Here is a 19,503-nt window from a genome sequence, read left to right as displayed (position 1 = left end):
ACAAGGATACGTAACAATAATTACGTGGCCGGTAAATTTTCGTATTCATCTTTTGAACTCGCTCGTATTGTCGAGGAGTCTCCGAAGCAGTCATTGCTGCCCGGGGTGCAGTCCTTGGAAACCCACCGGGCGGCGTTTGCACGAGATCGCGCCCGCGTCCTGCACTCCGCAGCGCTGCGCAGGCTGGCTGACAAAACCCAGGTTGTGGGGCCAGGGGAGGGCGATACTCCCCGCACACGCCTGACTCACTCGCTGGAGGTCGCGCAGATTTCCCGCGGAATCGCCAGCGAGTTGGGTGCAGATGAGGATCTCGCAGAGCTGGCCGGCCTGACCCATGACATCGGGCATCCGCCGTATGGCCACAACGGCGAGCGCGCCCTCAACGAGATTGCCGCTGGGTGCGGCGGGTTTGAGGGCAACGCGCAGACGCTGCGTATTCTCACTCGCCTCGAGCCGAAGGTGCTCGATGGTACAGGTGAGCCCTGCGGACTCAATCTCACTCGGGCGGCGCTCGATGCGGCTTGTAAGTACCCGTGGACGCCAATCGGTCCCGATGGTCAGCTCCGCCACAAGTACGGGGCCTACCAGGAAGATGCCGCAATTCTGCAGTGGATTCGCCAGGGCGTTCCGCACGGCAAGCAGTGTCTTGAGGCGCAGATCATGGACTGGTCTGACGATGTCGCCTATTCCGTCCACGATGTCGAGGATGGCATCGTCTCTGGCCGCGTTGACCTGGGTGTTCTGTGGGACACGGTGGAACTGGCCGCACTCGCTGACAAGGGCGCTGCCGCATTTGGTGGCGATCCAGCGGAGCTCGTCGAGGCTGCCGGGCGTCTTGCCAGCTTGCCGGTGGTATCAGCTGCGGCGTCCTATGATGGTTCGCTGCGCTCGCTGGTCGCGCTGAAACGGATGACCTCGGAGCTGGTCGGCCGTTTTGTCACTGCTTCCGTCGCGGGTACGCGTGCTGCCTCCGGGTCGACGCTTCCGCTCGGGCGTTACGACGCGGACCTCGCCGTGCCCAGCTCGATTCTGGCCGAGGTCACCATGCTGAAGACCATCGCCGTGCTGTATGTGATGGATCTTCCGCGTCATATTCGCCGTCAGGAGCGTGAGCGCGATCGCCTTTTCCGGGTGGCCGAGTATCTGCAGGAGGGTGCTCCGGGAACGCTTGATCCGATGTTCCAGTGGCTCTATTCCCGCGCGGAGAGTGACCAAGCGCGGCTGCGGGTGATTGTTGATCAGCTAGCGTCAATGACGGAGTCGCGTGTAGAGCGGCTTGATCGCCAGATTGCTGGTGTGGCCGCGGCGTGGGGATAGTTGTCTACTCCTCCGCGTCAGGAATTTCGCAGAAGCTCTCGTAGTGGTCGTCGGTGTAGTACCAGACATCCGGATCGTTTTCGGAACCGCCGCCGACAACGATGCGGCGTGCACCGCGGCTGGAATTGCCCGGGGTGGTCACGGTGTATTCGCGGTAGTAGTCACCGCGCTCCTTCGGCAGGCGTCCCTCGTAGTTGCCGAAGTGCTTGCCGTCGTGCTGCGAATAGATGTGGTCCTGGTCGGTCAGGATGCGGTCGATAACATCGTCGGCCTCCTGCGGCAGGGTATCTACTGCGCAGGTGGCACCCTTTGTGCCGGCCTTGTTGCTGCCCAAGTTGGGGCCAGGTTTAGGGCCTGGTTTCGCGCTGGAGGCAGTGGAATCCTGCGACCCCTGTGAGTTCTCGGATGCCGTAGAGTTCTGGTCTCCGCCATCGAGCCCGAAATAACTACCAGCCAGCACCAGGGCGGCAGCGCCTACACCGCTCGCAATCTTCTTCCACTCAGCCATGGCTAGTATCTTTCCATATCTGTCGCCGCCGGCACGTTTTTGGGTTGGGCGCGGGCGGCTCGTCGGCATGCGAAACCTCTACGGCGGAGTCGATTGGACGGTTTGGGTAAGGTTATTTTCATGGCTAGGGGAAGAATTCCGGACTCCGATATCGCGGCAATCCGCGAACGGACTCCGATTGAGGAGATCGTTGCAGAATACGTGAACCTCAAACCGGCTGGCGCGGATTCTCTGAAAGGGCTTTCGCCTTTTAAAGACGAGCGCACGCCGTCGTTCCACGTACGCCCCAATCATGGCTACTACCACTGCTTTTCCACCGGCAAGGGCGGTGATGTATTCAGCTTCCTCATGGAGATGGAACACCTGTCTTTCCCGGAGGCTGTCGAAGCCTGTGCGGAGAAAATTGGCTTCCACATTAACTATGAGGGCGGCGGCACGGGCCGTCGCGAGGAACCGGGAACTCGCCAGCGTCTCATCGCCGCAAACCGCGAGGCACAGAAGTTCTACCGCGAACAGTTCTCCACTCCAGCGGCAGCGCCCGCGCGCGAGTTTCTGGAAAACCGCGGCTTCACCGCCGAGCACGCGGCCCAGTTCGGCTGTGGCTACTCGCCGGCCGGCTGGGACACTCTAACCAAGCACCTGCAGCGCCTGGGCTTTAGCTTCGAGGAGTTGGACAAGGCGGGTCTTTCCAAGATGGGGCGCATGGGGCCGATCGATCGTTTTCACCGTCGTCTCATGTGGCCGATCCGCAATATGTCCGGCGATGTCATCGGTTTTGGTGCCCGCAAGCTTTTCGACGATGACAATCTGGGCAAGTACATGAACACGCCCGAGACCATGCTGTACAAGAAGTCCAAGGTCCTTTTCGGCTTGGATCTGGCAAAGAAGGACATTGCCACTGGTCATCAGGCTGTAATCGTGGAGGGCTACACTGACGTCATGGCCATGCACGCCTCAGGCGTGACCACGGCCGTCGCGTCCTGCGGTACCGCTTTCGGCGAGGAACACCTCCAGCTGCTGCGCCGTCTCATGCTCGACGACAACTTCTTCCGCGGCGAACTCATCTACACCTTCGACGGCGACGAGGCAGGACAGAAGGCCGCCATGCGCGCCTTCGAGGGGGAGCAGAACTTCACCGGCCAGTCCTACGTCGCGGTCGCGCCGGACGGCATGGATCCGTGCGATCTGCGCCAGAAGAAGGGCGAGGCCGCAGTGCGCGATCTCGTTGCTTCACGACGGCCATTGATCGAATTTGTCCTCCGCACACTTCTGGCCGACTATGACCTGACCACCGCTAATGGCAGGGTCTCCGGGCTGCGCCGAGTGGTGCCTGTCCTGGCCCAGCTCAAGGACGCGGCGCTGCGCGATGAGTATGCCCGCGAAGTTGCCGGCTGGATCGGCTGGAATGATGAGGCCGAGCTGGTGCAGCGCGTCCGCGAGGAGGCCAGTCGGCCACAGAATGAAAAGCGCACCCCCTACCAGCGTCGCCAAGAAGAGGCCCGTGCCCGTGAAGAGGCGGAGGAAGCGCGGCGCCGGCGCAACCCGGCACTGCCGTATCCAAATCCGCGGGACCCTGTGCTCTATGCGCAGCGTGAGGCCCTTAAGCTGGCAATTCAAGAGCCCGCCACCACCGGCCCGGTATTCGATGCGCTCGCACCCGAGACCTTTGGGCATCCGACCTACCGGGCGGTATTCGATGCCATCATGGCTGCAGGTGGTGCCTGCGGGGAAGCGGCCACACAGCCACATAGTTGGGCGACCGCAATTATGGATCAGGCGCGGGAGGACGTCGTCAAGCATCTCGTGACTGAGCTGGGCGTGGAGCAAATCGCCGTCGATGCAGAGACGCTGCGCCCGTATGCGCAGGCGATTCTGGCGCGGTTGCAGGAGGTGTGGGTCGGTGACCAAATTGCACAGCTGAAGGCGATGCTCTCACGAATGCGCCCCTCAGACGACGAAACCGCCTACAACTCGCTGTTCGCGGACCTGCTCGCGATGGAGCAGTACCGCCGCGAACTGCAAGCAGAGGCGGTCAAGGTCGTGTTTGAGTAGCTAGTGGCTAGCGGTTTCTAGGCGCCAGCCACCCGTCAGCGGCTAGCGACTAGTAGCCGCGGCGAATCCACTCTTCCAAGTGCGGAGCCTCGCGGCCAATCGTCGTGTGGTCGCCATGACCCGTGCGGACAGTCGTTTCCGCAGGCAGAGTCAACAGGTTGTCGCGGATGGAGTTAATGATCGTGTCGAAATCCGAGTAGGACCGACCGGTCGCCCCCGGACCGCCGGAAAACAGCGTGTCACCAGAGAACAGCTCCGCGGCCTCCGGTACGTACAGGCAGCACGAGCCAGGGGAGTGGCCCGGAGTGTTAATAATGACAACCTCCGTGCCCGCAATCTCCAGGCGCTGACCATGCGCGAGATCCTCGTGCGCCAGATCCGGCCAGGACTGCTCCCACAGCATCTGGTCGCCCGGGTGGACGAGCAGGGGAGCGTCGAGCTTCTCCTGCAGTTCAGGGGCCACAGTGATGTGGTCGTTGTGTGCGTGGGTGCACACGATGGCCTTTACCTTGCGGCCATCCACCGCATCGATAATCGGCTGCGCCTCATGCGCCGCGTCGATGACAATGACCTCACGGTCATCGCCGAGCACCCATACGTTGTTGTCTACGTCCCACGTGCCACCATCGAGCGAGAACGTGCCCGACGTGAGAACGTGGTCAACCCTCAAATCCTTGTTCACAGCGTCACCACCGATCGCAGTACCTTACCGGCCTTCATAGTTTCGAAGGCCTCATCAACATCCTCAATGCCAATGCGCTCCGTCACGAAGCCCTCTAGTGGCAGGCGGTTCTGCAACGACAGATCCACCAGCATCGGGAAGTCGCGCTCTGGCAGGCAGTCGCCGTACCAGGACGACTTCAACGCACCACCGCGGCTAAACACATCCGCCAGCGGGATATCCAGCTCCATTGTCGGCGCCGGAACGCCGACCAGAACAACGCGTCCAGCCAGGTCACGGGCGTAGAACGCCTGCTTGTAGGTTTCCGGACGGCCGACCGCATCAATCACGCCATCAGCACCGAAACCGTCGGTCAGCTCACGCACTCGCTTAACGACGGAATCCTCTTCCCCGGTGCCCTTATCGCTCTTGGCCAGCTCCGCAGAGTTAATGGTCTCGGTCGCGCCGAATTCGCGGGCGGTATCCAGCTTCTCGTCTGAGATGTCGATGGCAATAATCTTGCTAGCGCCGGCCAGCTTGGCACCGGCGATAGCGGCCGTACCAACGCCACCGCAGCCGATGACGGCTACCGATTCACCGCGCTTGACCTCGCCGGTGTTAATAGCCGCACCGATGCCGGCCATGACGCCGCAGCCAAGCAGGCCGGCAACGGCCGGATCGGCTGCCGAATCGACCTTGGTGCACTGGCCCTCGTGGACGAGGGTGGCATCCGCAAAAGCGCCGATTCCAAGTGCTGGGGTGAGGACGGTGCCGTCGGCAAGCGTCATGGGCTTGGAGGCGTTGAAAGTGCTAAAGCAGTACTGTGGCTCACCGCGCTTGCAGGCGCGGCACTCGCCACAGACGGCGCGCCAATTGAGGACAACGAAATCGCCGACGGCAACATGCGTGACCTCTTCGCCAATCTCGGAGACCACGCCTGCGGCCTCGTGGCCGAGGAAGAACGGGTACTCGTCGGTGATATCGCCGTCGCGGTAAGCCAGGTCTGTATGGCAGACGCCGCAGGCCTGGATGTCAACAATGACATCGTTCGGGCCCGGGGACGGGATGTGGATATCAGTAAGTTCTACAGGTGCGCCTTTTTCGTGTGCGATAACGCCGCGAACAACGCGTGCGGTTTGCTCGGTGTTTTCGGTTCCGTTGGTTTGTTCAGACATAAGCCCCATCGTATGAACGCGGTATGAAAAGTGCATGATGGAAAGCGTTTTCAGTACTGCTGGGGGCTTCGTTGGGCTGTGTGAGATTGCGTGGATTGCACGGATTGTGTGGATTGCACGGATTGCACGGATTGTGTGGATTGTGTGGATCATGTGGATTGCACGGATTGTGTGGTTTCAAGAACTCACAACAATGTCATGGCCGATGGGTATGAGATGCCTAAATTAACCTTTGACCTGGCGATTTGTGAGTTTCAGGGGGTCTGGGTAAAGTATCTATCCGTCGCAAGGAACGGCGTGGCCGAAGTATGGGTTAGCTGGTTCTTGGCGGTGAGTATTCCTCCATAGCTCAATGGCAGAGCATTCGACTGTTAATCGAAGGGTTGCTGGTTCGAGTCCAGCTGGAGGAGCAATTAGGCCAGGTCAGGGAGTTTTTCTCTGGCCTGGTTTTTTATTCGCAGTGTTAATCCACTAAAACAATCATTAAATATTCGGGCCAAAGGACAAAATTCGTGTCTTTCCCCGACGCGCCCCGGCTGGTTATTGAGGGGTTGGGCCGTGGGAGTGAGCGGTCTATTTTCTATTCCGCCACTTATGGCCAAGTTTCGGGGTCTTGTCGATGGTGTCGGTGACTTGTCGATGGTTTTTCGGCACTTATGCGCACGGTATTGGCTGGGTCTCTCACATGTCGATGAGGTATTCACTTATGGCCACGCTCCAGCGCATCGATAGGTGAATACCTTGGCCACAAGTCGCTGGAGTCTTGGGCCAGAGCGCTGGAGCCGAAAGCTTGCCACTTACTCGCCACTTATGCGGGGGTTCTAGAATCCCAATAGCGCAATGACAAGTGAAGAGGAGCCATCACGGCATCGCGGCAGCACGCCACGTATGGCTCGAAGATGACGTATGGCTCGACAGTAACGTTTGGCTCTGTATACGCGACCATATGTACACATTGGCGCAACAGGTCACTTTTGGGCCATAGGCGGACAGTTAAGCCATAAATGGACAGGCGCATAGGAGGCGATGGAGCACTTTTTTTTGGGGGGGCACAAAGCTGCCCGAGCTAGCCAGTACCTGAGTACTTAGAGACGTGGGCGCTATGAGTTCCCCAGCCGAAGCCGCAGGTGGCGCGGTTGGGCTGGGGCGCGGGGACCGTCGTAAAGCTAAAGGTTAGACCTGATCTAGGAGGTCCCAGAGTGTCGAACTGTGGATAATCTGCAGGTCGTGGGCTTCGGGCGCGACGTTGACGTGGCCAGGCATGAGCGTCACGGACGAATGCGTGTGACCGTGAACGATGCCGGTCCAACGATTAGCGTGCGGAGCCCAGCGGACGGCATTCTTGGACGCGGTCCGATCCATCAGCGCGGGGTAGTGGTTGACGAGATAGGCCTTCTTGCCCTGTTTAATCTGGAGATTCAGGCTGATGAGGTCAAAGACGTTCTGGTAGGCGCCCATCCATTCCATCTGCACCGCAGGCTGGAACTTGGGGTGAATCTGATCGTGGTTACCAGGAGTCAGAATCATGGTGAGGTTGCACGCTGACTTGACCTCGGCCAGCTTCTCCAGCGCGTAGGTATCTTCGTGAACCGAAATATGGGGGTAAGTAAAGAAAAGCGTGTCTGGTCGGTGTGTCGTCGGTGGGCACCTTTTCCATTTAGTCCCAATGCGAGTTACTGACCACGTTTATGACTGGTGACGTTGGGTCGATCTGAGTTACTGACTGCGTTTATGTCAAAAATGGCCCGAAAAATGGCTTGAAAGTGTCATAAGCTCGCACAGTTTCACATTTGCAGCCCGTAAATTTTCGGGTTGTCAGTTTTGCTACTTAACCCACTCTATGCTCGGAGGGTTTTGCGCCTGTGAGCGTAACTCGATTCTCCGTTGGAGGGGGAGAGAGTCGGTCACGCTGCAGGTTCTCTCACGTAACCTGGGACGCATGAGGCTCGACAATATAACCCGCCCCTTGCTGGCGTCCTTTTTCGCCGCGGTCGCGTGGAGTGTTTTGGGTGGGCTAATCTTGCCGGAGCCCAATCTCGCCTACGACGAAGGAATTGCGTCGTGGATCGTGTCCATGCTGGTCTCAGTAATGCTGGTCGGAGCAATAGCTGTTTTTGCCGGTGATCGTTCGTCGGTCCGGGGGATGACCAGCGCGCGGAGCATTGTCGCAGCAGCTACCGGCGCAGGAATTGCTGCGCTTGGCGATTTGGCATTCCTATTTCTCACCACGCCGCCCGATGGCCAGGACGGCCTGGTCGTCGCCTATGTCGTGTTCTTCTACATCCCGCTACTATTTATCGGCGGATGGGCCGCCAGTGCCACGATTAAACGGGTGTGTAGGTGGCGCCGGAAAGCGAAGAAAGAAAGAGAGACCTAGCTGGCGGCCGTGAGCTAGGCCTCTAAATTTGGAGTCGCCAGCGCCTGGTGCGTCCGGTTAAGGCCGACCATTGCAACCTGCCGGGTGCGGAGGGCGTTTTTTCGGGGGGCAGAGGCAGTTGTCGACACCTTCATCGGACGTGAATCGGAATCGACAAACCGCCTAGCCCCAAGTGGGCGGATTCTTAGAACAGGCCAGTCGGGTTCTCGTCGTAAGAGACGAGCATGCACTTGGTCTCCTGGTAGTGCTCGAGCATCATCAAGTGATTCTCGCGGCCGATACCGGACTGCTTGTAACCGCCGAAGGCTGCGTGAGCAGGGTAGCTGTGGTAGTTATTCACCCACACACGGCCAGCCTGGATGCCGCGGGCAGCGCGGTAGGCGTTATTCTGGTTGCGGCTCCACACGCCGGCGCCAAGACCGTAGATAGTGTCGTTGGCAATCTCGAGAGCCTCATCCAGAGTCTTGAAGGTTGTCACGGCCAGGACCGGGCCGAAAATCTCCTCGCGGAAGAAACGCATCGAGTTGTTGCCCCTAAAGATTGTCGGCTCGACGTAGTAGCCTCCCTCCAGCCCTTCGAGCTTGGCGACGTTGCCGCCGGTGAGAACCTCCGCGCCCTCCTTCGGCCCGGACTCCAAGTAGCCGGAGATTTTGTCCAGCTGCTCCTGGGAGGCCTGGGCGCCCATCTGTACCGACGTATCCAGCGGGTTGCCGGTCTTAATCTGCTTAACGCGCTCGACCGCGAGCTTCAGGAACTCATCAGCGATGTCTTCGTGGACCAGGGCTCGCGACGGGCAGGTGCAGACCTCGCCCTGGTTCAACGCGAACATGGCCAGGCCCTCAATGCACTTCTCGCGGAACGCATCGTCGGCGTCCATGACGTCGGGGAAGAAGATGGACGGGGACTTGCCGCCGAGCTCCAGCGTGATCGGAATAATCTTGTCGGACACTGCCTTGTTGATTAGCTGGCCCACGGCAGTCGATCCGGTGAACGCAATTTTGGAGATCCGGTCGCTTGCGGTCAGCGCAGCACCGGCCTCGGTGCCGAGGCCATTGACGATGTTGAGAACGCCGTCCGGAAGCAAATCGGCGATAATCTCGGTGAGCATGAGAATCGACGCGGGGGTCTGCTCTGCTGGCTTGAGCACGATGCAGTTGCCGGCGGCGAGGGCCGGGGCGATCTTCCATGCGGCCATCAGGAGGGGGAAGTTCCACGGGATAATCTGGCCGACGACGCCGAGTGGCTCGTGGAAGTGGTAGGCGACCGTGTTGTCGTCAATCTGTGAGATGCGCCCCTCCTGCGTGCGGGTGGCCCCGGCGAAGTAGCGGAAGTGGTCGATTGCGAGCGGGATGTCAGCGGCGAGGGTCTCGCGAATGGCCTTGCCGTTCTCCCAGGTCTCGGCGACGGCAATCTTCTCAAGGTTTTCCTCCAGACGGTCCGCGATGCGGTGGAGGATCAGCGCCCGCTCGGCCACAGGAACCGAGGCCCAGGAGTCCTTCGCCTTGTGCGCGGCGTCGAGAGCGAGCTCAATGTCTTTCTCGTTAGACCGCGGAACCCGGCAGAAAACCTCGCCCGTAACCGGGGTGGAGTTGTCCATGTATTGCCCGTTTACTGGAGGTGTCCACTTACCATCGATGAAATTTTCGTACTGCTCCTTGTACGTGAAGATTGCATCGGGGGTGCCGGGGTCGGCGTAAACAGTCATGTAGACACGTCCTTTCTATAGGGAAACAACAAACGTATGAGCCAACTTTAAATTGTGACTCGTGTCATAATCAACACTTATTTTTTCATCGCTTTTGCGAGAGATACGATTGCTGCCGACCCTAAATCTGCCCCGACGTCGCCGTGAGAAATTCCAAAATTGCCCGCACACGGCGGTTTTCCTCGCCGGGCTCCAGATGCAGCTTCATAAAGATGTTGGACACGTGTTTCGCCACCGCCGCCCCGGAAAGCACGAGGTCATCGGCAATCTGCTTATTGGACTTGCCGCGTGCCATCAGCTCGAGCACTTCGCGTTCGCGCGCCGTTAAACTGGCTAGCCCCGATTTGCCGGACTGCATCAATGCCGTCGCCACATCAGGGTCAATCACCACGCCACCACCTGCGACGACCTCGAGCAAACCCAAGAAGTCCAGCACCTGGCCAACGCGGTCTTTGAGCAGATACCCGGTCCCGCCACTCGAGCTGCTGCCACTTGAGCCGGCCCCAGTACCAACCCCAGCACCTCCCGGCGAGAACAACTCACGCGCATACGCCGGCGCCACATACTGCGACAGCACCATGACATTCAGCTGCGGATAACGCTCGCGCAGTTCCACTGCGGCCCGCAGGCCGTCGTCACTCATCTTCGGAGGCATGCGCACATCGGTAATCACCAGGTCTGGCAGCTCGCCCGAGTCGTCAAACCGGTCATCGATGTCCGCCACCAGACCGTGCGCAGTGTCGACCATCGCAATCACTTCATGTCCGCGCTTTTCGACGAGCCCCGCGACTCCTTCCCGCAGGAGTGCCGAGTCATCCGCAATGACAATTTTCATTATTTCGCCGCACCTTTCTTCTCCACGCTTTCCATATCCATGCCTTCTATTTCTCCAATACCTGATTCCCAGCGGTTCAACATCAAAGGAATTCTGGCTATTACCTGCGTTGGCCCACCTTCGGGAGAGTGCATGGTCATCGCACCGTCGAAAGTGGCTAGACGCTCTTTCATACCCCGCAAACCGCGCCCCAATTTTGCGCCGCCAGGGCCTTGGTCCGTAATTGAAACATTCAGTGTTTGATCCGAGGTGAGCAGCACAGAAACAGGAGCGTTCGGTGCATATTTCGCCGCATTAGTCAGCACTTCTGCACAGAAAAAATACGCCGCGGCGAGCACACTTTCTTCCAATTCAGGCAGGGGATAGGGAGTGTGCACAACAACGTGAGGGCCGTATCCTTCAGCAATCTCTTCAACAGCCGCTTGCAGACCGCGATCGCGCAACACCTGCGGGTGAATTCCGTGGACTGTCCGCCGCAAAGCGCGTAATCCATCCTCCAAATGGCCGCGAGTTTCCGCGAGGAGCTGCATTAATTCCTCATTGCCAGTATTGGATGCCTCCAATTCTGCAAGTCCCAATTTCATTGAAGCTGCAACAATGTATTGCTGAGCTCCGTCGTGGAGGTCATTTTCAATGCGGCGACGTTCAATCTCGAAGGCTTCGGCAATTGTTCGTCGTGAAGCGGTAAGTTCGGCGATGCGAGCGGCGGCGGATTCCTCGTAGCTGCGTTTATGCGCTTTTTCGCGGCGGTTCGCGCCGATATATTTGCGGAAATAATCCTTCAGCTCCATAGTTTCCTATGGTACGAAAGCTCTGTCTACGGAGGAATTAATTTCCGGCATAGTAGACCTAGCACTACCGCAAAAGGAAAGTGGGCACGGTGTTGAAATCGCCTCCGTGAGAGTGAAATGAGTGCCATGACAGACAACAACAGCCCAAGAAACGCACGACTTTGTATTCGTGACATCACTAAGTCCTACAATTCAGCTCCCGTTCTCACCGGCATTTCGCTGACCATTGAGCCCGGCGAAACCGTGGCAGTCATGGGACCGTCAGGTTCTGGTAAGTCCACGCTGCTGCACTGCATGTCCGGCGTGTTGCTGCCGGACGACGGCGACGTCATCTTCGGTGACACAAAGATTAATTCGCTTTCTGATGCCGACCGCTCCGCCCTCCGCCTGCACGACTTCGGCTTCGTCTTCCAAGACGGCCAACTCCTCCCCGAACTGACCGCCCGGGAAAACGTTGCTCTGCCAATGATTCTGCAGGGCAAGAAGCGCTCGAAGTCACTCGCGCTTGCCGACGATGTCCTCAGCCGCCTGGGCCTAGAAGACCTAACGCGCCGTCGCCCAGGACAGATGTCCGGCGGCCAAGCACAGCGTGTAGCAATTGCCCGCGCGATGGCCGGCGAGCCAGGTGTCATCTTCGCCGATGAGCCGACTGGCGCGCTGGACCAGTCCACAGGCCATGAGGTCATGCAGCAGCTCACCGCGTTGGTGGAGCAGACTGGCACGACATTGGTGATGGTCACGCACGATGTGAAGGTGGCCGACTGGTGTCGTCGACGTGTGGAGATCCGCGATGGCCTGATTCACGACGACCGCATGCTGGCAGGAGCGGAGGTTACAAAGTGAGCACCGTAACTGAAGCACCAAAACCCCAGAGAATTCGTACCGGCGCACTAGCGGACTTGAGCACGCGGCTGCAGCGCGCCGGGCGTGAATCGCATTCGGGAAACGGCTGGTTGTCCGCACTGTCCGTGGTAGCTATGACCGTGAGTACCTGGTTGGCGTTGGTCGTCGTCGGTGGCACGGCGATGTTTTACCGCCGTTGGCAGGCTGAGCCACAGTTGCCGCCGAACCCAACGCCCGAGGATTACATGAATCAAGGTCAGGGCGAGATGTACCTGCAGTTGGCACTCGTGGCCTGTGTTTTTGTGATTCCGGCAATGGTTTCGCTCGTGGCACAGTCGGCGGTGCTTGGCGCTGCGGGACGTGAGCAGAGGTTGGCAACTCTGCGCTTAATTGGTCTCTCCAACGGGGCAATTACGCGCATGGTGATTATCGAAACCCTCGTATTGGCAGCTGTTGGGCTTGTGGTGGGCACGTTGTTGTCGGTGGCCACTGCGCCATTCTGGGCGATAATCAAGTTCGACAATGACTACCTGGATACCTGGGACATGTTGCTGCCCTGGTGGGGCTACCCGCTGGTTTGGGTAGCAGTGGTGCTACTCGCACTCTTTGCCGCTGTGGTCGGTTTGCGAAGGGTGATGATTTCACCACTCGGCGTTAGCCGCAAGGAAGTGCCCAAGTCGATGAAGGCATGGCGCATGATTGTGGCCGTTGTTATCGGTGCGATCGTCCTGTACGTGATTGCCAACTCCAATATCGCGGGTGGAACCGTCACTGCCACGCTTGGTGTCGCAGCGATGATGTACCTGATGGTCTGGGCAATTGGCCTGGTGGCGCCTTTCTTTATCCAGCTTGTTGCCCGCATCTCCAGCTTCTTCGGTACGTCAAGTGATTTTGTGGCGACGCGACGAGTCGCGACTAACGCTAAGGAATCGTGGCGTCGAGTAAGTTCCATGGCCTTCCTGTCTCTGCTGCTTGGCTACACAATGATGGTGCCTGGCGAAGACAAGATTGAAGAGGTTGCAGATGTCACATTCGCGCACGATATTGCAACCGGTGTGACTATCACTTTCGTAATCGGTTTCATTCTGTTGCTGGTGTCAACGCTTTTGACTCAGGCCTCAGCCGTCTATGAAGAGGCATCGCTGACAAAGGCGCTGGACTTCATCGGGACGCCAATCAGCTTCCACCGCACGGTCACTTTCAAGCAGACATTCTTTCCCATGCTTGCGACCAGCATCTTCGGCTTTGTTATGGGTGCGCTGTTGGGAGCCACCATGTTCGGCCCGATTGCGAACGAAATCACGTTTGGTCAACGCTCACTTGTTGTTGCGCTGGCGTACCTCGTGGGAGTTGTATCAGTTGGCGCTGTGACCTTGGCGGTTGATCCGCTTCGCCACAAGTTGCTGGGTCGACAGATTCGCCATAACGACTAGTCGCCATTAAAAGGGCAGTGGAGTGGCCGGGCAGTGGTGCTCGGTGCTCGGCCAGTTCCTTAGGGTTCAACTTGAGGATTAGAGCCTGTAACCAACTGTGGTTCATCTGATAACCAAGCATTCATCTCACAACCACGTAATTTCTACCTCTGACTTTTAGCCTGAGGGCATGCGTACCTACGTGCTTGATACCTCGGTCCTGCTGTCCGATCCCCACGCCACCAAGAAGTTCGATGAGCACCAAGTTGTGCTTCCGCTGGTCGTGGTGAGTGAGTTGGAGGCCAAGCGCCACCACCCAGAGCTGGGGTGGTTCGCCCGAGAAGCGCTCCGTTTCCTCGAAGAGCTGCGTTACCGCTACGGCCACCTGGACCGGCCTGTGCCCGCCAATGATCTTGGCGGGTTTATGCATATTGAGCTCAACCACTCCGATCCCTCCATCCTTCCCGCAGGCTTCCGCACCGCCGAAAACGATCACCGCATTCTCGCTTGCGCCCTTAATCTTCAGCACGATGGACATGATGTCGTGCTGGTCACCAAGGACATTCCGCTTCGCGTCAAGGCTGGTGCGGTCGGCTTGCCTGCCGACGATTACCGCGCCCAGGACGTCGTTCTGACTGGGTACTCGGGAATGGTGGAAGTAGACGTCGACCCGGAGGAAATTGATCGTCTCTTCGCCAATGGGTTCCTTGAGCTCGAGCAGATCCAGGATCAGCCGCTGCACTGCGGCGTGCAGCTCAGCGCTGGTAGCCAGTCTGCGCTGGCACGGGTGAGCGCCCCGGGCGTCGTCAAGCTTGTGCGGGGCGATACGGAGGCGTTTGGCCTGAAGGGGCGGTCGGCGGAGCAGCGTGTGGCGCTTGACCTGCTGTTGGATGACTCGGTGGGGATTGTGTCCCTCGGCGGCCGAGCCGGTACGGGTAAGTCGGCGCTTGCGCTGTGCGCGGGACTGGAGTCGGTGCTGGAGCGCGGACTGCATCGCCGGATTGTGGTGTTCCGTCCGCTCTACGCGGTAGGTGGTCAGAACCTTGGCTACCTGCCAGGTAGTGAGGACGAAAAGATGAACCCGTGGGCGCAGGCTGTTTACGACACCCTGGAGGGATTGGTTTCAGACAACGTGATGGATGAGATTGCCTCGCGCGACATGCTGGAGGTACTGCCACTGACACACATTCGCGGTCGTAGCCTGCATGACAGCTTCGTGATTGTCGATGAGGCACAGTCGCTGGAGCGCAACGTACTGCTGACGGTGCTGTCGCGTCTTGGTAGCAATTCCCGAGTCATCCTTACGCACGATGTGGCGCAGCGTGACAACCTGCGCGTCGGCCGCCATGACGGCGTGCAGGCGGTGATTGAAAAACTCAAGGGCAACGAGCTTTTTGCACACATCACGCTGAAGCGCTCGGAGCGCTCGAAGATTGCGGAGCTCGTTACGGGACTACTCGATTAAGAGTAAGCTTGTGAGGCAGATACGTAGGAGCTGTTCCTGCGGTTACTTTCACTCGGATCGTTCGGCACGTACCTGCCGATGAAAGGTTTGTATTCACATGGCTACTGTGACTTTTGCTGATGCCACTCGCATTTACCCTGGTGCGACGAAGCCTTCTGTGGACAAGTTCAACTTGGAAATTGCCGATGGCGAGTTCCTGGTTCTGGTGGGCCCCTCCGGTTGTGGTAAGTCCACAACACTGCGCATGCTTGCCGGTCTGGAAGAGGTCAATGAGGGCAAGATTTTCATTGGAGATCGTGATGTGACCAATGTCTCGCCCAAGGATCGCGATATTGCGATGGTCTTCCAGAACTACGCACTGTACCCGCATATGACGGTGCGCGAGAACATGGGCTTCGCGCTCAAGATTGCTGGTGTGGACAAGGACGAGATTGACCGTCGTGTCGAAGAAGCTGCGAAGACCCTGGATCTAACTCAGTTCCTGGATCGTAAGCCTAAGGCTCTATCCGGTGGTCAGCGTCAGCGTGTGGCAATGGGGCGTGCGATTGTGCGCAAGCCGCAGGTGTTCCTGATGGACGAGCCGTTGTCGAACCTGGACGCGAAGCTGCGTGTTCAAACCCGTACTCAGATTGCGGCCATGCAGCGTCGGATGGGTGTGACCACCATGTATGTCACCCACGACCAGACTGAGGCGCTGACCATGGGCGACCGCATCGCGGTCATTAACTTCGGTGTTCTGCAGCAGGTCGGTACCCCGCGGGAACTCTACGAAACCCCGGCAAACGAATTCGTCGCGGGCTTCATTGGCTTGCCTGCGATGAACCTGGGCACGTTCAACGTCTCTAATGGTTACGCCACGTTGGGTGAGGCCAAGATTAAGCTGCCGGAAGCCACACTTGCTGCAATCGTGCCGGAGGATCAGAACCAGATTATCGTGGGCTTCCGTCCGGAGGCATTCGACCTGGTCGAGGGGCCGGGCGATGACGTCATTCCGGTGCAGGTTAACTTGGTCGAGGAATTGGGCTCCGATGCATTCATGTATGGCGATCTCGTCGGTGGCGGAGCATTGAGCTCCGGATCTTCCTCTAACCCGGACGAAGAGGAACACGGTCAGGTGGTTATTCGTACCGCCCCGCGCACCGCGCCGCAGTTGGGCTCGGTAGTTTACGGCAAGATTCGTCCGGGCATGCTGCACCTGTTCTCGAAGTCGACTGGTATGCGCCTTCCGGCCTAAACTCTTTCGTTTAGATGAAATGAGTAGCTGGTAGGGCAGTGGGACAGTAAGACAGTTTTAGGAGCCACCGTGTCGGAAACTATGAAAATAGCCGCGACAACGGTGGCTTCAAAGCTTTTGCGCCTTCCTTGGCATATACCTCTGGAACAGTGGCCAGACGATTTGTTGGCCGCCCTACCTCAGGGAATTTCGCGGCACATTGTTCGATTCGTCAACTTGGATGACCGCGTCATTGCAGTGAAAGAAATTGGTGAGTTCACTGCTCATCATGAGTATCGAATGCTGCGTGACCTGGTCAGGCTCGGTGCTCCATCGGTTCGCCCGCTCGCGGTCATTACTGGCCGCAAGGATCCAGATGGCGAACCGTTAACTGCGGCACTCGTCACAGAACATCTCGAGTATTCGCTGCCGTATCGTGCAGTTTTTTCTCAACAGGTCACCCGCGAAACTGTGGTCCGCCTGATTGACTCGCTGGTAGTCCTGCTAGTTCGGTTACATCTCCTTGGTTTTTACTGGGGCGACGTGTCGCTGTCGAACACGTTGTTTCGTCGTGACGCAGACGCTTTCTCCGCCTACCTTGTCGACGCGGAAACGGGAGATTTGCAAGGCACACTCTCAGATTCCCGCAGGCTTTACGACGTTGACGTTGCCCATACCAACATCATCGGAGAGCTCATGGATCTGCAGGCCGGCGGATTCCTCGATCCTGAGTTGGACGTAATTGCGGTGGGTAGGCGCATTATTGAGCGTTATGAGGACCTGTGGCAAGAGCTGACGGGGGAAGAATCTATTGGTGTTGAGGAGCCTTGGCTTGTCGATGAGCGGATTCGCAGGCTCAACGACCTCGGTTTCGATGTTGGCGAGCTGAAAGTCACCAGTGATGGTGGCCGCGTTGTGTTCCGACCACGAGTGGTTGACGCAGGGCATCACCATAGGCAGTTAATGCGACTGACGGGGTTGGATGTTCAAGAACGGCAAGCGAGGCGGATGCTCAATAGTATGCAGACCTTTCGGTTGGCGGAAGGTCTTGAAGGGGTTCCGCTAGAGCAGGTTGCGCACCGATGGCTGCGTGAAGTTTTCGAGGCCACAATCCTGGCTGTGCCCGAGGGGCTGCGTGGAAGGCTGCAGGATGCGCAGGTTTTCCACGAGGTCTTGGAGCATCGCTGGTACATGGCAGAAAAACGCCGTGCGGATGTGCCGCTTCAAGAAGCGGTGCAGAGCTACGTAGACCGAGTGTTGCCCGGGCATCGCGACGAGTCCGTATATCTTCCGGCGAGCGATGAGGTCGAGTAGCTCTCTAGAAGCAGACTGTCGAGCGTACGATTATTTCAAAAGTGACAAGTAAACGACTCGCCAGGATATTATAAAAATATACATTCACGCCAAACAGGGGTGCTTTTGGTGGTCGGGTGGTTGTCGGGTCTGCGTGTGATTGTCGCGGCCAGGTGCTTACTTTGGTGCCGGTAGGCGGCTCTGTTCAGCGAAAACAGCTCGAAAACAGCTCAAATTCTAGGTGTGCTTTCGAGAGCTTTTGCTATTTTTCTCCTTTGCATTTGTTCACAGCTGGCTGAAGGCCAACCTAAATTGGTTTTGGTCAAGTAAGATTTTGGTGAGACCGAATACCCGCGTGGGTGGCGTCGAAGTTCGCATGAAAGGCTACTTCTAGCCGCAGGGCGGGATAATCCAATTAGGCCACGGCTGCTGGCAAATATTCGTCCGAATTGCTCGGAGGATGCCATTGAAGTGGCCTTTCTTCTCAAGGGAGAAAATATAGTGAAGAACTTCAAGCGCCTTTCAGCTCTGTGTGCAGCAGGCCTGATGGCAACCGCTGGTTTGGTTGCGTGCTCGAGTGATGATGCGGTTGCAGATGGTGGTGTCTACTTCCTTAACTTCAAGCCGGAGCAGGATGCCGCATATCAGAAGATTGCGAAGGCATACACTGACAAGACTGGTGTCCAGGTCAAGGTCGTTACTGCTGCTTCGAATTCCTATGAGCAAACTCTGAAGGCCGAGATTGGTAAAAAGGACGCGCCAACACTGTTCCAAGTCAATGGTCCGGCGGGCCTGCGTACTTGGCAGGAATACATGGCAGACATGTCTGACACTGAGATCGCACAAAACCTCAACGAGGGCATCGAGCCGCTGAAGGGCGAGGACGGCAAGGTATACGGCGTCCCGTTTGCAGTCGAGGGGTTTGGCCTGATCTATAACGAAGAGATCATGGACAAGTACTTCGCGCTGCCCGATGCCAAGGCCAAGAGCATCGACGAGATTAAGGCCTTCGGAAAGCTGAAGGAAGTTGCTGAGGACATGCAGGCCAAGAAGGACAAGCTGGGGATTTCCGGCACCTTCGCTTCCACCTCGCTTGCATCCGGTGAGGATTGGCGCTGGCAGACACACTTGGCCAACGGACCGGTTCATTATGAATTCGAGGACCTTGGCACCAAGGAAACCGCTGATGTGAAGTTCAAGTACAACAAGGAGTTCAAGAACCTCTTTGATCTGTACCTGAATAACTCCACTGTCGAAAAGACTCTGGCCCCGTCGAAGGCTGTGTCCGACTCGATGGCGGAATTCGCCCAGGGCAAGGCCGCTATGGTTCAGAATGGCAACTGGGCATGGTCCCAGATCAACGATGTCTCCGGCAACGTGGTCAAGCAGGACAAGATTAAGTTCATGCCTATGTACATGGGCCTGAAGGACGAGGATAAGACCGGCATCTCGGTTGGTACTGAGAACTACCTGACGGTCAACTCCAAGGCTTCGGAGGCTTCCCAAAAGGCAACGAAGGACTTCGTCAATTGGCTGTTCAACACCGATGAGGGCAAGAAGTACGTCGTCGAGGATCTCGGATTCATCGCTCCGTTCCAGAACTTCACTGAAGCCGACACTCCGAATGACCCGCTGGCCAAGGAAGTGGCCGCAGCAATTGAGAACGAGGACCTGACCACCATCCCGTGGGACTTCCAGTACTTCCCGTCGCAGCAGTTCAAGGATGATTTTGGCGCAGCGCTGGCGCAGTACGCTTCCGGAAAGATGCCGTGGGACAAGGTTGTCGAGACTTTCGCCGACAGCTGGAATGCGGAATCTCCGAACAATTAAATACCAGCAAATCAATGGTGATCCAT

16 protein-coding genes and 1 tRNA gene are annotated in these 19,503 nt (G+C 57.9%); 10 read left to right on the top strand and 7 right to left on the bottom strand.

Translation table 11 applies throughout. The features are described 5' to 3' along the window. The first annotated feature begins 24 nt into the window (after positions 1 to 24). Positions 25 to 1,317, top strand: coding sequence for a deoxyguanosinetriphosphate triphosphohydrolase (locus tag HMPREF3135_RS05970; protein ID WP_048732682.1), 1,293 nt, complete (start codon positions 25 to 27; stop codon positions 1,315 to 1,317). A gap of 4 nt (positions 1,318 to 1,321) precedes the next feature. On the opposite strand, the gene HMPREF3135_RS05965 is transcribed toward HMPREF3135_RS05970, so the two are convergent. Further along, positions 1,322 to 1,825 (bottom strand): guanyl-specific ribonuclease, encoded by a 504-nt coding sequence (locus HMPREF3135_RS05965; protein WP_070438686.1) that lies wholly within the window; start codon positions 1,823 to 1,825, stop codon positions 1,322 to 1,324. Between the two features lie 120 nt (positions 1,826 to 1,945). On the opposite strand from HMPREF3135_RS05965, the gene dnaG reads away from it, so the two are divergent. Next, on the top strand, positions 1,946 to 3,877 hold the full coding sequence (gene dnaG / locus HMPREF3135_RS05960; RefSeq protein ID WP_080971472.1) for a DNA primase: 1,932 nt from the start codon (positions 1,946 to 1,948) through the stop codon (positions 3,875 to 3,877). A 49-nt stretch (positions 3,878 to 3,926) separates the two neighbouring features. Here the strand turns inward: dnaG and HMPREF3135_RS05955 are convergent, their stop codons facing one another. Together HMPREF3135_RS05955 and HMPREF3135_RS05950 are read right to left on the bottom strand one after the other, a co-directional pair. Then, the gene (locus tag HMPREF3135_RS05955) at positions 3,927 to 4,559 is read right to left on the bottom strand and encodes an MBL fold metallo-hydrolase (protein ID WP_048732678.1); all 633 of its coding nucleotides are present in this window, start codon (positions 4,557 to 4,559) and stop codon (positions 3,927 to 3,929) included. Next, positions 4,556 to 5,713 (bottom strand): S-(hydroxymethyl)mycothiol dehydrogenase, encoded by a 1,158-nt coding sequence (locus tag HMPREF3135_RS05950; RefSeq protein ID WP_070438778.1) that lies wholly within the window; start codon positions 5,711 to 5,713, stop codon positions 4,556 to 4,558. The genes HMPREF3135_RS05955 and HMPREF3135_RS05950 overlap by 4 nt, the downstream gene beginning before the upstream one ends. Positions 5,714 to 6,051: 338 nt before the next feature. On the opposite strand from HMPREF3135_RS05950, the gene HMPREF3135_RS05940 reads away from it, so the two are divergent. Beyond that, positions 6,052 to 6,123, top strand: a tRNA-Asn gene (locus HMPREF3135_RS05940). Between the two features lie 763 nt (positions 6,124 to 6,886). On the opposite strand, the gene HMPREF3135_RS05935 is transcribed toward HMPREF3135_RS05940, so the two are convergent. Next, a complete protein-coding gene (locus HMPREF3135_RS05935; RefSeq protein ID WP_049189619.1) occupies positions 6,887 to 7,240 on the bottom strand; it encodes a hypothetical protein in 354 nt (117 codons plus the stop codon). Positions 7,241 to 7,652: 412 nt separating this feature from the next. Between HMPREF3135_RS05935 and HMPREF3135_RS05930 the strand changes: the two genes are divergently transcribed. Then, a complete protein-coding gene (locus HMPREF3135_RS05930; protein ID WP_049189609.1) occupies positions 7,653 to 8,090 on the top strand; it encodes a hypothetical protein in 438 nt (145 codons plus the stop codon). A 184-nt stretch (positions 8,091 to 8,274) separates the two neighbouring features. Here HMPREF3135_RS05930 and HMPREF3135_RS05925 read toward each other — a convergent pair whose 3' ends face one another. From HMPREF3135_RS05925 to HMPREF3135_RS05915, 3 genes are all read right to left on the bottom strand, one after another. Beyond that, a complete protein-coding gene (locus HMPREF3135_RS05925) occupies positions 8,275 to 9,795 on the bottom strand; it encodes an acetaldehyde dehydrogenase ExaC (RefSeq protein WP_070438680.1) in 1,521 nt (506 codons plus the stop codon). 121 nt (positions 9,796 to 9,916) lie between these two features. After that, positions 9,917 to 10,630 (bottom strand): response regulator transcription factor, encoded by a 714-nt coding sequence (locus HMPREF3135_RS05920; protein ID WP_070438677.1) that lies wholly within the window; start codon positions 10,628 to 10,630, stop codon positions 9,917 to 9,919. After that, the gene (locus HMPREF3135_RS05915; RefSeq protein ID WP_083280624.1) at positions 10,630 to 11,421 is read right to left on the bottom strand and encodes a sensor histidine kinase; all 792 of its coding nucleotides are present in this window, start codon (positions 11,419 to 11,421) and stop codon (positions 10,630 to 10,632) included. The genes HMPREF3135_RS05920 and HMPREF3135_RS05915 overlap by 1 nt, the downstream gene beginning before the upstream one ends. A gap of 126 nt (positions 11,422 to 11,547) precedes the next feature. Here HMPREF3135_RS05915 and HMPREF3135_RS05910 point away from each other — a divergent pair, with 126 nt between their 5' ends. The 6 genes from HMPREF3135_RS05910 to HMPREF3135_RS05885 all read left to right on the top strand — a co-directional run bounded on the left by HMPREF3135_RS05910 (position 11,548) and on the right by HMPREF3135_RS05885 (position 19,477). Then, positions 11,548 to 12,264 (top strand): ABC transporter ATP-binding protein, encoded by a 717-nt coding sequence (locus HMPREF3135_RS05910; protein ID WP_042389415.1) that lies wholly within the window; start codon positions 11,548 to 11,550, stop codon positions 12,262 to 12,264. Next, positions 12,261 to 13,697, top strand: coding sequence for an FtsX-like permease family protein (locus HMPREF3135_RS05905; RefSeq protein ID WP_070438674.1), 1,437 nt, complete (start codon positions 12,261 to 12,263; stop codon positions 13,695 to 13,697). Before HMPREF3135_RS05910 ends, HMPREF3135_RS05905 begins: the two co-directional genes overlap by 4 nt. Before the next feature lie 169 nt (positions 13,698 to 13,866). Next, positions 13,867 to 15,141, top strand: a complete 1,275-nt coding sequence (locus HMPREF3135_RS05900; protein WP_042388806.1) for a PhoH family protein — start codon at positions 13,867 to 13,869, stop codon at positions 15,139 to 15,141. Positions 15,142 to 15,238: 97 nt separating this feature from the next. Beyond that, positions 15,239 to 16,375, top strand: coding sequence for an ABC transporter ATP-binding protein (locus tag HMPREF3135_RS05895; RefSeq protein WP_070438671.1), 1,137 nt, complete (start codon positions 15,239 to 15,241; stop codon positions 16,373 to 16,375). 81 nt (positions 16,376 to 16,456) lie between these two features. Further along, the gene (locus HMPREF3135_RS05890; protein WP_172620277.1) at positions 16,457 to 17,668 is read left to right on the top strand and encodes a DUF4032 domain-containing protein; all 1,212 of its coding nucleotides are present in this window, start codon (positions 16,457 to 16,459) and stop codon (positions 17,666 to 17,668) included. Positions 17,669 to 18,148: 480 nt separating this feature from the next. Then, the gene (locus HMPREF3135_RS05885) at positions 18,149 to 19,477 is read left to right on the top strand and encodes an ABC transporter substrate-binding protein (RefSeq protein WP_042388805.1); all 1,329 of its coding nucleotides are present in this window, start codon (positions 18,149 to 18,151) and stop codon (positions 19,475 to 19,477) included. The last annotated feature ends 26 nt before the right edge of the window (positions 19,478 to 19,503 follow it).

Origin of the sequence: Corynebacterium sp. HMSC14H10 (assembly GCF_001807105.1) — a bacterium.
Lineage (GTDB): Bacteria > Actinomycetota > Actinomycetes > Mycobacteriales > Mycobacteriaceae > Corynebacterium > Corynebacterium jeikeium_D.
Note: the sequence above shows the minus strand (reverse complement) of the source record. Positions and strands in the feature narration are given on the sequence as shown.